Below are 13,027 nucleotides of genomic sequence, written 5' to 3'. Positions count from 1 at the left end.
TTATCGATCCCGCGGCCGCGATGTCAGTGGTCGGTGATCTGATGGAGGCATGGTGAGGACGACGGCGATGTTTGAGCGGATTGGCTCCCTGATGGGGGAGTTGATGTCCGTGGATGTTGCCGCGCTGGGTCGGGATGAGTTATGGGATCAGTTGGAGGCTGCCGCGCGGTTGGAGAAGATCGCGGGGACGCTTGCTGCGCGGTATGCGGCCGAGGTGAAGCGGCGTAGTGCTCCGGAGGAGCCTGGTGGTGGTTTCGCCCGGCGTGAGGGGCATGGCAATGCGGGCAATCTGATCTCGTCGTTGACCGGTGGCAGTGTGCAGCGTGCGAAGCGGTCGATGGAGGCAGGTGACGCGTTCACACCGGTGCCGGTCGACGTGACGTCGCAGCCCGGTGGTGAGCCCGGCCCGCTGCCTTCCGGGGCGGTCCCACCGGGCTCCGATCGCCCGCCGGTGATGCGGCCGAAGTATCCGTGTGTGGCGCGGGCGCAGGCCGATGGTGACTTGTCGGTCGATGTGGCGGGCATCATCGTCGAGGGGCTCAACCTGGTGGCCGGTCGCGTCGATGACTCCTACCTGCACGACGTGGAGCGCAAGCTGGTGGACAAGGCTCACGGTCTGAGCGTGCACCGGATGCAGCGCGTGGTGGCCAATGTGATCTCGAAGCTCGACCATGAGCGGCTGGTGGAGCGCGAACGACGCCATCACGACGAGCGGTATGTGTGGTGGAAAGAAAAGCTCGGTGGTGTGGTGGTCTTCCACGGGCAGATGGACGCCGTGACCGCCGCCCCGGTGATCGAGGTCCTCGAACAGCTGGCCACGAGGGACATCCGCAACCAGTCACGACCCAATGACCCCAGCGCGAGCGGTGACGGTGTGACTGATACGCGTTCGGTGGGTCAGATGCGGGCGGATGCGCTTCACGAGTTGGCTCGTCACGCGTTGGGGTGCGGCAAGATGCATCGCTCGGGGATTCGCACCACGATGGTGGTGCGGGTGACCCAGCGCGATATCGAGCGTCGCACCGGTGTGGGCACGATCGACGGGATCGAGACGCCGGTCTCCCTCGAGTCTCTCGGGATGTGCTGTGGGGATGCTGCCTCCATCCACCAGTTCGTCGATGCTCATGGCAACGTGCTTCACCAAAGCCCCGAACATCGCGGGTTTAGCCGCACCCAAAGGATCGCGCTGCTGGACCGGGATGGGGGTTGTGCCAGGTGTGGTGCTCCTGCCTCCCACTGCGAGGCGCACCACATTCGCTGGTGGGAACACGGTGGAGCCACCACGATCGATAACGGCGTGATGCTGTGCACCCGCTGCCACCATGACGTGCACCGCTACGGGTGGGGCATCGATGTGATCGCCGGGCAGGTGTACTTCACACCCCCGGGCAGCGACGAACACCAACGGTTCGTCGGTGGTAGAGCGGCCTTCGAGATTGACCTCGACCCTCCACCCACACCAGACGACGACTGGAGAGGCGACGAGGCACTCATCGCCGCCTGGAACGCGAGCAACCCCCACCGCTTCGACGACCCCTATCCCACACCCGAACAAGACGCAGCCCTGAACCAACTGCTCCACGCCTGACCCACCTCCGGACCCACCGCTGGACCCGCGGCCTGCCCCACCGCCTGCCAGGGAGCGCGCGCCGCGCTGCCCCCTAGTCGTCGTCGAGGCGGTCGAGGGGCGCGGCGGGATCGGAGGCGACCTCGGCGGCGCTCACGTGAGGGGCATCGGCCTCCGACGAGAACACGAATAGCGAGAAGCCCACGTAGCGCGCAATGGTGCCGAGGCCGATGCCGAGCACCGACGCGACGTTGTCGGCCATGAGGGACGTGTACCCGAGCCCGTGGTGGCTCACGGCTACCACCGCCGCTTCGATGGCGAGCGCGACAGCATTGATGAGCCCGAACAGCGCGAGCTCCGCGATCGGGCGGTGACGGCTCGGGCCACGAAAGGTCCACCCGCGGTGGGCGACCCACGCGAACAGGATTGACGTGAGGGTCGCGATGATCTTCGCAGTGACCACCCGGTCGTCGTCGCCGGCCACCTCCGCGTGTGGCGCGAGCGGCCCCAACCGCAGGAGATTGAACACGCCGAGGTTCACGACGATCCCGGCGAGACCTACCGCGCCGAAGCGCAGCAACTCCGCCGCCCTGGCGCGTAGCCGGTCCATGATCGTCACGAGTGACGAGCGTAGTCGCGGGTAGGGTTCAGCCATGACTTCCCCCATCGTCGCCGTGATCGGCGGAGGCCAACTTGCCCGCATGATGGCGCCAGCCGCGACAGCGCTCGGTGTGACCCTGAGGATCCTCGTCGAGTCCGACACCGCCGCCGCGGCCGCTCCCGCCCACGAGGCGGTCGTGGGACTGCCGACGGACCCCGAGGCCATCCAGCGTCTCCTCGCCGCGCCGCGCCCCGCCGCCGTGACCTTTGAGCACGAGCACATCCCCGCCGAGGTCTTCGCGGCATGCGCGGAGGCCGGTGTCCCGGTCCGCCCGGGTCTCGCCGCGCTCACCTTCGCGCAGGACAAGATCGAGATGCGGGCGCGCATGGACGCGCTCGGGCTTCCCAACCCCGCCTGGGCCGAGGCTCGCACGGAGCAGGACGTCAGCGACTTCCTCGACGCCCACGGCGGCGAGGCGATCCTCAAGACCGCCCGCGGCGGGTACGACGGCAAGGGCGTGATGGTGATCCGCGACGCCGCCGATGCCCGCGGGTGGCTGGAGGCCGCCCAGGCGGGCGGCCCGCGCCTCCTGCTCGAGCGCAAGGTGCCGTTCGTGCGCGAGCTCGCCGTGCAGATCGCCCGACGCCCGTCGGGCGAGGCGCGCACCTGGCCCGTGGTGGAGTCGGTCCAGCGCGACGGAGTCTGCTCGGAGGTGACGGCGCCCGCGCCCGGACTGTCGGAGAACCTCGCCGCGCAGGCCGAGAGCATCGCACGCACCATCGCCGAGGAGCTCGACGTCACGGGCGCTCTCGCCGTCGAGCTGTTCGAGACCGAGGACGGCATCCTCATCAACGAGCTCGCGATGCGCCCCCACAACTCGGGCCACTGGAGCATGGACGGCGCGGTGACGGGCCAGTTCGAGCAGCACCTGCGCGCCGTGCTCGACCTCCCTTTGGGAGACACGGCGCCGACCGCGCCGTGGACTGTCATGGCGAACGTCCTCGGCGGTGCCCGGACGGACCTCGAGTCGGCGCTCGGCGACGTCACCGACGCCTCGGCCAAGATTCACCTCTACGGCAAGGACGTGCGCCCCGGGCGCAAGGTCGGCCACGTCAACCTCTCGGGCGCGGACCGCGCCGAGACCTACGCACGTGCGGTGGCCGCGGCCGCCGTCGTGAGGGATGGAGCACCCGCATGAGCGACGCCGTCGTCGGGATCGTCATGGGATCCGACTCTGACTGGCCCACGATGGCCGCCGCCGCCGAGGCGCTCGACGAGTTCGGCATCCCCTACGAGAAGGACGTCGTGTCGGCGCACCGCATGCCCGACGAGATGATCGCGTACGGTCGCGAGGCAGAGGCACGCGGAATCCGCGTCATCATCGCCGGCGCCGGCGGCGCCGCCCACCTGCCCGGGATGCTCGCATCCGTGACCACCCTTCCCGTGATCGGGGTCCCGGTGCCGCTGAAGCACCTCGACGGAATGGATTCGCTCCTGAGCATCGTCCAGATGCCTGCCGGGGTGCCGGTCGCGACGGTGTCAATCGGCGGGGCGCGTAACGCCGGCCTGCTCGCGGCGCGCATCCTCGGCGCATCCGAGGGTCCGAGCGGTGCCGCCGTGCGTGAGCGCATGCGGCACTTCCAGGCTCGCCTACGCGACGTCGCCTACGCCAAGGGTGAGGCGTTGCGCCGGCTCTGACAGTGCCAATCGCACTTCTCGACACCACGCACAAGGGCCGGTCCCCCGAGGGGGACCGGCCCTTGTGCGTCAACGACTATTCGGCGACCACGCAGCCAGCGAGGATCTCGTCCTGCGTCTCTCGCAGTGGCGAGGGGCTCGCGGAAGGCGTGGGCTCGGTGCTCGTCGCCGCGGACGGCTCCTCGCTCGGCTCGGCGGTGACGCTCGTGGACGGCTCGGCGGAGGGTGAGGCCTCGGGGGTCGGGTCGGCGACGTTCTCCGTGGCCGATTCGATCGGCACGTCGTCGATGATTGCCTGCCACATCGCCGTGGCGTCGGGTTCGGTCCACACTACGTCGCCGCTGCCGTCGCCGGCGTAGGCCCACGGCACGGTGTAGAAGTTCAGGTTGTCTGTGTCGAAGTTCCGCAGGCTGTAGGCGAGACCGACGATGTTGTTGAGGGAGCCGAGGTCGGAGTCCATCGTGAGCGACTCGGCACCGGCTCGCACAAAGTGGGTGAGTTCTGGCACATCCGTGAGGTAGTTGAGTCCCAGCACCTTGCGTGCGGTGTTCGTGAGCAGTTCCTGCTGGCGCTCGATGCGCGCAAGGTCGGTGCCGTCGCCGCCCAGGCCCGTTCCCGTACGGGCGCGGGCGAACGCCAACGCCGTCTCGCCGTCGAGCACCTGCGCGCCCGCCTCGAGGTCGAGGTTCGCCTTCTTGGAACGCATGTCCTGAGCGATACACATGGGCACACCATCGATCGCGTCGACCATGTCTTCAAAGCCAGAGAAGTCGACCATCACGAAGTGCCCGCCCAGATCGACACCGGTGAGGTCCTGGATCGTCTGCATGACGCACGCCGCTCCCTCGCCGCGGTCGCCATTCTTGCCGCCGTTCGCGAGGGCGACATTGAACTTGGCGGTCCATCCCTTGACGATCGAGCCGTCGTACATCTTGCAGTCGGACACGCGCACGCGAGAGTCACGGGGAATCGACACCACGTCGATGCGGGAGCGGTCCGCGCTGATGTGCATCACCATCGTGGTGTCGCCGCGCATTCCGGAGGCGACATCGCCGCCGATCTCGGCATTCTCGCCGTTGCGCTCGTCGGTGCCGATGAGCACGATGTTGAGGTCTTCGCCGGCGGCGAAGTCCGTAGGTGAGTTGTCGGTGGTCGCCACCGACGAGTCCGAGTCACCGCTGGCCAGCAGGCTTGAGACGTCGTGAGTCTCGAAGCTGTTCTGGAGGAGTAGCGCGTTGGTGGCGCCGTAGACCACGGCGAATCCCGCGAGGGCCGCGACGCCGCTGGCGATGCTCACCAGGATGCGCCGGTGCGCGGCGCGCGCTCCGTGACGGGCGCGGGGCCGCGTGGGGGCTGGGCTCACGGGTGGGTCCTCCTCCGGTGGGTGGGCGCGGTGGCGCTCGCGAGCCTAACGTGCGGCGTATGGGCCGTGTTCCCCTGGGGACCGCGGCCGCCGTGCGCTCACGATGCGCGTCCGTCCCCATTATCGGCACATTCGCCGCGGCGCTTGACCACCGCCGGATGTACGCCTAGGGGACCTCACACGTGTCAAGAATGTCCTGTTGGGTCTCGCGCTCGGGTGAGGGCGTCGTCGACGGGGTCGCCTCCGACGACGGAGAGATCGTTGGCGCGGCCTCCGGCGTCGCTGTGGCGGTCGCGGAGGGGGCGCTGGTGGAGCCATCCTCGATCGAGCCGACGGGAACGTCATCGACTATCGCTTTCCACATGAGGCTCGCGTCTGGCTCGGTCCACAGCACGTCAGTGCTGTCGTCCCCCGGGTAGTGCCAGGGGACCGTGTAGAAGGTCAGGTTGTCGGTGTCAAAGCTCCGCAGTGAGTAGGCGAGGCCGATGACATTGCGGGGATCGGCGAGCTCGGTGTCGAGCGTGAGCGAGTCAAGTGCTGCGCGCAGGAACGCGTTGAGCTGCGCCGTGTCGGTGAGGAGGTTCATGCCGAGGACCTTCCTGGCCATGTTGGTCAGCAGTTCCTGCTGGCGCTCGATGCGCGCCAGATCGGTACCGTCGCCGCCCAAGCCGGTGCCCTTTCGGGCACGTGCGAACGCGAGCGCGGTCTCGCCATCGAGGACCTGCGCCCCGGCCTCAATGTCAAGGTTTGCGTCCTTCGAGTACATGTCCTCGGTGATGCACATGGGGATGCCGTCGATCGCGTCGACCATGTCCTCAAAGCCCGCGAAGTCGACGAGAGCAAAGTGCCCGTCGAAGTCGACCCCGGTGAGCTCGGTGATCGTCTTCATGACGCACGCGGCGCCCTCGCCGCGGTCTCCGTAGCGGCCGCCACTCCACAGGGCCTCGTTGAACTTCCCTGTCCACCCCGGCTTCGTGGTGCCGTCGAAGTACTCGCATTCCGCGATCTGGACCCGGGAGTCGCGGGGGATCGACACGACATCGATGCGGGAACGGTCGGCGCTGATGTGCATGACCATGGTGGTGTCGCCGCGCATGCCCTCGACGTCGTCGGCGGCGATCTCCGCGTTGTCGCCCTCGCGGGAGTCGATGCCGATGAGAGCGATATTCAGCGGTTCCCCACCGGCGAAATTGGTGGGAGTGTCCGCGTCGTCCCCTCCCGTTCCATCGCCATCGGCGGCGGAGATGTCGCGTACATCCGCGGTGTCGGTGTTGCTCAACGCGAGCGCCGCGTACGAGAGCGGGCCGATCAGGACGAGCGCGATGAGCGCGGACGCCGCGGTCAGCGACCACGTGAGAGCGCCGCGGCGCTGGCCGTGCGTGCTGTGCTGAGGAACGGATGCCGAGCGGGATTCCACGAATGCTCCTTGTCTCGCGGCGACCCTGCCGCGGTCATGTCGCACTGTATCCCGCGGTGCGCCACGCGAGGGTAGATCCGGACACAGTTACTCTGGCACCCGTGATCTCTCTGCCTCCGTTGCCCGCACTGCCCGCGGTGAGCGTGGTGCTGCCGGTACGAGCTGAGGCGGCCCACCTGCACGCGAGTGTGCGGTCGGTACTCATGGCGGGGTATCGCGGGGAAGTGGAAGTGGTCATGGCCGTGGCACCGTCGACCGACGGCACGGAGCGCGTGGCCGCTGCCCTTGCCGATGACCCCCGGGTCACCCTCGTGGCGAATCCGTCGGGACTCACCGCGGAGGCGCTCAATGCCGCGATCTCCACTGCGCGCCATGACGTCATTGTCCGGATGGATGGGCACGCCCTCATGCCGCGTGGATACCTCGATCTGGCTGTCGACGCGCTGCGCACGACCGGCGCGGCGAATGTGGGCGGGCGCATGGTGCCCGAGGGGTCGTCGCCATTCCAGCGCGCTGTCGCCGTGGCGATGTCGTCGGTATGGGGACTCGGCGGCGCCGGTCACCGCCAGGGTGGTGTTGCGGGCAGAACGGAGTCGGTGTACCTCGGTGCGTTCCGCCGCGAGGCGCTTGAAGACGTCGGCATGTACGACCCTCATTTTGTGCGAGCGCAGGATTGGGAACTCAACAAGCGGCTTCGCGATGCCGGATACACGGTGTGGTTCGTCCCGCAGATGCAGGTGCCGTATTTTCCGCGCGCGACGTGGAAGGAGCTGTCGCGACAGTTTTTCAGCACGGGGCAGTGGCGGCGCGAGGTGATCGGGTATCACCCGGGCACGCGATCAGCGCGCTACCTTGCCGCGCCTATCGCGACGATCGCGGTGGCCGTCGGGCTCGTGCTCGGTGTGCTCGGGCTGGCCGTCGGCGCCGCGTGGCTCGCGTCGCTACTGGCGCTGCCCGTGGCCTACCTTCTCGGGGTGCTCGGCGCATCGGCGCTGCTGGCAGAACGCGCGGGGGGAGAGGCGGCCCTCAGGATGCCCCTCGTGCTGGCTACCATGCATTTGGCCTGGGGAGCGGGATTCTTGCGGGGCGTCCGCTGATCTCGACTTGACGCACGCGGATTACACGGGTGTAATTCCTACATCGCAGGTTCTCGTCCTGCGGTGAATCGGAGGGAAGGCCTATGTGGAATATCTACGAAGGCGCAGTGCCCTCGGACGCGGGCAGGCCATCACCCACATTGGCGTCGGTGGTGGACATCTTCGACGGCGTCGAGGATGACGGTCCCCTGGCATGGCAGGAGCGCGCGCTGTGCGCCCAGACCGACCCCGAGGCGTTTTTCCCTGAGAAGGGCGGATCCACGCGCGAGGCGAAGAAGGTGTGCGCCTCCTGCGATGTCCGGTCCGAGTGCCTCGAGTACGCGCTCGCGCACGATGAGCGTTTCGGTATCTGGGGCGGACTGTCGGAGCGTGAGCGGCGCAAGCTGAAGCGTCGCGCCGTCTAAGCCGGTCCGGTCCGCGTGGGAAGGGTATGAGTCCGGCGCGCCTCACGGTGCGTGCGGTGGTGGTCAGCGACGGTGGGTCGCCGCGGCTGGCCGCCGTTCTTGACGCGGTCGTGGGCCAGGACCCGGTCCCCGACAGCCTCGACCTCGTGCTCGTGGGCGGCGCCGAGCCGCCCGAGCCCCCCGACCACCCCGATGCGACGCTCATCCGCAGCGACGCCCCCCACCTTTCCGCGGCGATCGACGCCGCGCTTGCCGCCCACCCGGCGCAACCCGGCGAGCTCCTCTGGATCCTCCACGACGACTCGGCGCCCATGCCTGGAGCGCTCGCGGCGCTCACGGCGACGGCGCGCAAGCGCAGCCGGGCCGAGGTCATCGGCGCCGCCCAGGTGCGCTGGGATGACCCGACGAGGCTGGTCAGCCTCGGCACCACGACTACGCGTGCGGGGGCACGCCGCGTCACGCTCGTCGACGAGGACGACGTCAACCAGGGTCAGTACGACGCGAGAGACGACGTCCTCGCGGTCTCCCTCGCCGGCGCCCTCGTGCGACGCGAGACCTGGGAGCGGCTGCGCGGCCTTGACGCCGCCTACGACGGATGGGGCGACAGCCTCGACTTCTGCCGCCGCGTGTGGCGCTCGGGCGGCGACGTGGTCGCCGTCCCGCAGGCGCGCGTGCGCCATGCCCAGGAAAGCCTCTACGCCCGCCGCGGCGGCGAGGGTCAGGCTGGGTCGCGGCGTGACACCTACGGTGTACGCCGTGCCGCCGAGTGGTACCACGCCCTCGCCTACGCCCCCTGGTGGGCACTCCTTCCCCTGCTGATCGCGCCCGTCGCCTCCGCAGCGTGGCGTGGCGTGATCCGCGTGGTCCAGAACGACGTCAGGCTGTTGGGCGCCGACCTCGCCGTGCCGTTCCGCGTCGCCGCAAGGCTCCCTCGACTGTGGGAGTCGCGGCGCCTCGTCGCGTCCACGGCGGGACGGGGCAGGGCCGCACGCGAGGCCGAGCGCTCGCTGCTCGCGAGCGGGCGCCAGGTGCGCCACGACATCCGCGTGCGCGAGTGGGGCGACTACGAGACCTGGCGGGCAGCCTCCGCCCCGTCCGACGTCGCGCGGGCCGAGCTCGACCACGCGCGCCGCAGGCGCCGCCAGGTCCTTGCCGGCGTCACCGGCGCCATGGTCGCGGTCTCCGCCCTCCTCCACGGGTCGTGGCTGCTCGCGGTGGCCCGCGGCGACATGCTTGTGGGCGACGCGCTGGGCGTCACCGACACCTCCATCGGCGACCTCTGGGACCGCGGCCTCGGCGGATGGTCCGAGCAGGCGCTGGGCGCCCCCACCATCGATGGCGGGCTCGCGCCGCTGCTGCTGCCGCTCGCCCTCGTGCCGGGCGGACTCGCTGTCGGCGTCGGGCTTCTCCTGGCGCTCGCGCCGGTGGGTGCCGCGCTCGCGGCCTGGGGAGCGGCCGGCGCGTTCTCGCGGTCGCTGTGGATCCGGGCGCTCGCGGCCGCGGCCTACGGCCTCATGCCAGCCTTCCTCGTGTCGATCGACGACGGTCGCGTGGCCGCCGTCATCGCCCACCTCCTGCTTCCCGTCGTGGTGGTCGGGGTGGTGCGCGCGGGCGGTTGGCAGCGCGGCGAGCGGCTGGGCGGCGGCGAGGAGTTCCCCTCGCGCAGCGTGCCGTCGTCGTCGGCCGCCATGGTGGCCGCGCTCGCGCTCGGCGCGTGCGTCATCGCCGCGCCCGTCCTCCTGCTTCCCGCGGTCGTCGTCCTCGCCGCGCTCGCGGCGGCGACGCCCGGCTCCCGCTGGCGCCTGCTGTCGATCGCCCTCCCGGCCGTCGTGGTGGGGCTGCCGGGACTGCTCGCCGTGGTCCAGCAGGGGCTCGTGACCGATGCCGCGCTCGGGATCCTGGCGCGAGAGCCCGGCCCGTCGGCGGCGTCCGATGCTTCCGTCTTCGACCTCCTCCTCGACCCCATGAGTGGGGCGAGCGGCGTGCCCGGTGTGCTGGCCGCAGCGTCGAGCGTGGTCGTGCCCGTCGTCCTCGTCGCCGTCGCGGCCGCCGCGATCGGCGGCAGGCGCTGGCGCATCGTCACCACCGGGCTCGCCATTCTCGCGGTCGGCGTAGGGATCGCAGTGGTGTCCTCTAGCACAGTGGTGTCGCCCGATGCCGGCGCCGGCACCGCCGCGGCGAACGGCTGGGCGGGCCCCGGACTTTCCGTCGTGGCCGTGGGTGCTCTCATGGCCGCCGCCGCGGGGCTCGACGGCGTGTGTGCACTCGGCCGCGGCACGGTTCGCGGAGTCTTGCGCGCCCTCGCGGCCGTGGGCACCGCCGCGGTGGCGATGGCCGTGGTCGGCCATGCCGCCGCGGTCGCGTGGCCCCCGCGCGAGGACACGTCCAGGGTCGAGGCCTCCTCGCGCGACGTGATCCCCCTCGTCGCGGCGCTTGAACAGGATCAGTCGACCCGCGGCCGCGTCCTGCTGCTCGATAGCGAGGACGGCGTCGTGACCGCGACCCTGGTCGCCGGTGACGGTACCGAGGTGCTGTCGACGGCGGGCGAACTCGTTCCCGACGGGCGCTCGGCAGCGCGGACCTCGGGTGCCACGGTGCCCGGCATCGCCGTCCTCGGGGACGCGACGGCTCAGCTCCTCGGCGGCGCCGCCGGTGCCGGCGACGCGCTCGCCGCGTGGGGCGTCGCCGTCGTGGTCGCCGAGCCCGGGGCCGACGCCCTCGCCGACTCCCTTGCCCAGTCTCCCGACCTCACGCTCCTGGGGTCGTCCGACCGCGGGACCTCGTGGCGGGTGTCGTCGTCGCCCGTCGCACGGGCATGGGTCGAGTCCGGGGACGGCACCGTCACGGCGCTCGACATGGGTCGCTCCGCGGGAGTCGTCGACCTCACCGGCAACGAGGACGGCACCCTCATCGTCGCCGCGACCGACGACGAGGCGTGGGCGGCCTCGCTCGACGGCACCGCCCTCACCCGCGTCGAGGACGACCTCGGCCGTGTCGCGTTCGAGGTGCCCGGCGACGGCCACCTGGAGGTCGCCTTCGACGACACCTCCCACCGCGTGTGGTGGTGGCTCGCGGCCGCGGCCCTCGTCTGGGCCGCGCTCGGGGCGATTCCCCTGCGCACGAGGACCTTCAAGGAGGTGCGCTCGTGAACACGCGTGCGCTGATCCGGCTGACCCCCGTCGCCGTCGCCGCGGCGCTCGTCGCGGGCGCCTCCCTCATCGACCTGCCCGGCCCCGCCGCCGGCGTGACGCCCGAGACCCAGGAGGTCTCCGTCACGCCGCAGGCGCTCCCTCTCGCGTGCCCCGGCCCGCTCGAGGTGCCCGTCGGATCCATCGACGCGGGCGACTCCGACCTGGACGCGGGCTCGGACGACATCATGTTCACCGTGAGCCCCGAGGGCACACCCATGGGTGACGGAACGGCCGTCTCCGAGGCCGTCGCGAGCCAGGTGGAGCGCGTCGGCGGCGGCGACATCGGCGGCCTCGCCGGCCTCAGCTGCACCTCGCCCAGCCAGGACCAGTGGCTCGTGGCGGGCTCCACCTCGCTCGGGTCGAGCGCGCGCCTCGTGCTGTCGAACCCCTCCGAGGCGTCGGTGCGGGTGCAGGTCTCCCTGCACGGACCCGTGGGACAACTGGCCGACCCCACGTCGATCACCCTGGGCCCCGGCTCGCAGCAGTCGGTCCTGCTCGAGGGAGTTGAGGCCGAGGTGCCCGCCCTCGCCGTGCACGTCGTCTCGGGCGGCGTGGGAGTGAGCGCCGGCCTCCAGGATTCCCGCCTCGACGGCTTCGTCGCCGCCGGAACCGACTGGGCCTCACCCACCGCCACCTCGACCGATCAGGTGGTGCTTGTCCCGTCGGCCGTGACGGAGGACGCCCCCGGCACCTTGCGCGTGTCCGCCCCCGAGGGCGCGGACCTCACCCTGACGCTCCTCGGCGCCGACGGCACCGAGTCCTGGCTCGGCGGCACCGCCGTCAGCGTCGACGAGGGAGCGGTGACGGATATTGCGCTGCCGGCGGGTGACGTTGCAGCGGTGCGGGTCGAGTCCTCCACCCCCGTCGCGGCGGCCGCCATGGTCACTGTCGCCCGCGAGGCGCCGGCCGATGCAGGGGCCGAGCACGCGCTCGACCTCGCCTGGACGGAGGGCCAGTCGGGCACCGATGCTGAGCAAGGCGTGGTGGTCCCCGACGGCGCGCTGAGCGTCGTGGCCGCGAGCGCGACGGCGACGCACCTGACCCTGACCGACGAGTCGGGCGAGGCAGTGGTAGACGCCGACATCCCCGCGGGCCACACGGTCACGCTTCCGGTCGAGGCCCCAGCCGGAACCGTGCTCACCAGCACGGACGACGTCGCGTGGACCCTGCGGGTTACCGACGCCGATGCGGGCTTTGTGACGACCCTGTCGCCCGAGCCGACCACGGTGCCCGACAGGGTCGTGAGCCTCGTCCCCGGGCCCTACGTCGGCAGCCCGTAATCCGGGTCGACGTCCTCCGGGTCGCGGTTGACCAGGTGGGCGACGTGCTCGGCGACGAGGTCACGCACCAGCGCGGCGCGTTCCTGCCCGTCCGCCCTTAGCTCGACCGGGCGCCGGTACAGCACCACGCGCGCCGGCTGGCCGAGGTCGGCGGGGAAGAGCCGCCCGAGCGGCACCCCCTCCTCCCACGGCGTCGGGTCGGACGGCGGCACGTCCTCCGTGCCGAATTCGACGCGCCCCCAGTCCTTGGCCCACCGCTCCTCGAGGCGCTCGACGGCGTCACGCACCAGGTCATCGAACTGCTCCGCGCGGGAGGCCCACGCGGGCACGTCGTAGGGGAGTAGCGGCGCCCTCAGGCCCCGGTCGTGTCGATCGCGCCTGCCCATGGTGCCGAGGCTACTCGGCCCGG

At 70.9% G+C, this 13,027-nt stretch carries 11 protein-coding genes; 7 read left to right on the top strand and 4 right to left on the bottom strand.

From position 1 onward, the window contains the following. Window positions 1-67: 67 nt before the first annotated feature. The gene (locus B7K26_RS02790) at window positions 68-1,588 is read left to right on the top strand and encodes an HNH endonuclease signature motif containing protein (protein ID WP_159449583.1); all 1,521 of its coding nucleotides are present in this window, start codon (window positions 68-70) and stop codon (window positions 1,586-1,588) included. 73 nt (window positions 1,589-1,661) lie between these two features. Here the strand turns inward: B7K26_RS02790 and B7K26_RS02785 are convergent, their stop codons facing one another. Next, window positions 1,662-2,222: a GtrA family protein gene (locus tag B7K26_RS02785; RefSeq protein WP_159449582.1), complete on the bottom strand. Its 561-nt coding sequence runs from the start codon at window positions 2,220-2,222 to the stop codon at window positions 1,662-1,664. Between B7K26_RS02785 and B7K26_RS02780 the strand changes: the two genes are divergently transcribed. Both B7K26_RS02780 and purE read left to right on the top strand, forming a co-directional pair. Beyond that, window positions 2,221-3,366 (top strand): 5-(carboxyamino)imidazole ribonucleotide synthase, encoded by a 1,146-nt coding sequence (locus B7K26_RS02780; protein ID WP_084077143.1) that lies wholly within the window; start codon window positions 2,221-2,223, stop codon window positions 3,364-3,366. The genes B7K26_RS02785 and B7K26_RS02780 overlap by 2 nt on opposite strands. After that, window positions 3,363-3,866 carry a 5-(carboxyamino)imidazole ribonucleotide mutase gene (purE, locus tag B7K26_RS02775; RefSeq protein WP_084077142.1) on the top strand — a complete coding sequence of 168 codons (504 nt, stop codon included), beginning with the start codon at window positions 3,363-3,365 and terminating at the stop codon, window positions 3,864-3,866. Before B7K26_RS02780 ends, purE begins: the two co-directional genes overlap by 4 nt. Before the next feature lie 76 nt (window positions 3,867-3,942). Here the strand turns inward: purE and B7K26_RS02770 are convergent, their stop codons facing one another. Both B7K26_RS02770 and B7K26_RS02765 read right to left on the bottom strand, forming a co-directional pair. After that, entirely contained in the window at window positions 3,943-5,229 is a 1,287-nt protein-coding gene (locus B7K26_RS02770; protein WP_143340428.1) for an LCP family protein, read from the bottom strand. A 166-nt stretch (window positions 5,230-5,395) separates the two neighbouring features. Further along, entirely contained in the window at window positions 5,396-6,646 is a 1,251-nt protein-coding gene (locus tag B7K26_RS02765; RefSeq protein WP_084077140.1) for an LCP family protein, read from the bottom strand. 101 nt (window positions 6,647-6,747) lie between these two features. Between B7K26_RS02765 and B7K26_RS02760 the strand changes: the two genes are divergently transcribed. The 4 genes from B7K26_RS02760 to B7K26_RS02745 all read left to right on the top strand — a co-directional run bounded on the left by B7K26_RS02760 (window position 6,748) and on the right by B7K26_RS02745 (window position 12,618). Continuing rightward, window positions 6,748-7,743, top strand: a complete 996-nt coding sequence (locus B7K26_RS02760; RefSeq protein ID WP_234998662.1) for a glycosyltransferase family 2 protein — start codon at window positions 6,748-6,750, stop codon at window positions 7,741-7,743. An 83-nt stretch (window positions 7,744-7,826) separates the two neighbouring features. After that, the gene (locus B7K26_RS02755; protein WP_084077138.1) at window positions 7,827-8,147 is read left to right on the top strand and encodes a WhiB family transcriptional regulator; all 321 of its coding nucleotides are present in this window, start codon (window positions 7,827-7,829) and stop codon (window positions 8,145-8,147) included. A gap of 26 nt (window positions 8,148-8,173) precedes the next feature. Then, a complete protein-coding gene (locus tag B7K26_RS02750; protein ID WP_084077137.1) occupies window positions 8,174-11,296 on the top strand; it encodes a glycosyltransferase in 3,123 nt (1,040 codons plus the stop codon). Beyond that, window positions 11,293-12,618: a DUF5719 family protein gene (locus tag B7K26_RS02745; RefSeq protein WP_084077136.1), complete on the top strand. Its 1,326-nt coding sequence runs from the start codon at window positions 11,293-11,295 to the stop codon at window positions 12,616-12,618. Before B7K26_RS02750 ends, B7K26_RS02745 begins: the two co-directional genes overlap by 4 nt. Here the strand turns inward: B7K26_RS02745 and B7K26_RS02740 are convergent. Further along, window positions 12,600-13,004: a metallopeptidase family protein gene (locus B7K26_RS02740; RefSeq protein WP_084077543.1), complete on the bottom strand. Its 405-nt coding sequence runs from the start codon at window positions 13,002-13,004 to the stop codon at window positions 12,600-12,602. The two genes, B7K26_RS02745 and B7K26_RS02740, sit on opposite strands and share 19 nt — an antisense overlap. Between the last annotated feature and the right edge of the window lie 23 nt (window positions 13,005-13,027).

This window comes from Demequina sp. NBRC 110057 (genome assembly GCF_002090175.1).
In the GTDB taxonomy this organism is placed as follows: Bacteria; Actinomycetota; Actinomycetes; order Actinomycetales; family Demequinaceae; genus Demequina.
Note: the sequence above shows the minus strand (reverse complement) of the source record. Positions and strands in the feature narration are given on the sequence as shown.

What these genes read in the sequence shown, in the direction of transcription:
- B7K26_RS02785 (WP_159449582.1), bottom strand. Translation starts at nt 2,222, where the DNA reads ATGGCTGAACCCTACCCGCGACTACGCTCGTCACTCGTGACGATCATG.
- B7K26_RS02755 (WP_084077138.1), top strand. Translation starts at nt 7,827, where the DNA reads ATGTGGAATATCTACGAAGGCGCAGTGCCCTCGGACGCGGGCAGGCCA.
- B7K26_RS02740 (WP_084077543.1), bottom strand. Translation starts at nt 13,004, where the DNA reads ATGGGCAGGCGCGATCGACACGACCGGGGCCTGAGGGCGCCGCTACTC.
- B7K26_RS02780 (WP_084077143.1), top strand. Translation starts at nt 2,221, where the DNA reads ATGACTTCCCCCATCGTCGCCGTGATCGGCGGAGGCCAACTTGCCCGC.
- B7K26_RS02750 (WP_084077137.1), top strand. Translation starts at nt 8,174, where the DNA reads ATGAGTCCGGCGCGCCTCACGGTGCGTGCGGTGGTGGTCAGCGACGGT.
- purE (WP_084077142.1), top strand. Translation starts at nt 3,363, where the DNA reads ATGAGCGACGCCGTCGTCGGGATCGTCATGGGATCCGACTCTGACTGG.
- B7K26_RS02790 (WP_159449583.1), top strand. Translation starts at nt 68, where the DNA reads ATGTTTGAGCGGATTGGCTCCCTGATGGGGGAGTTGATGTCCGTGGAT.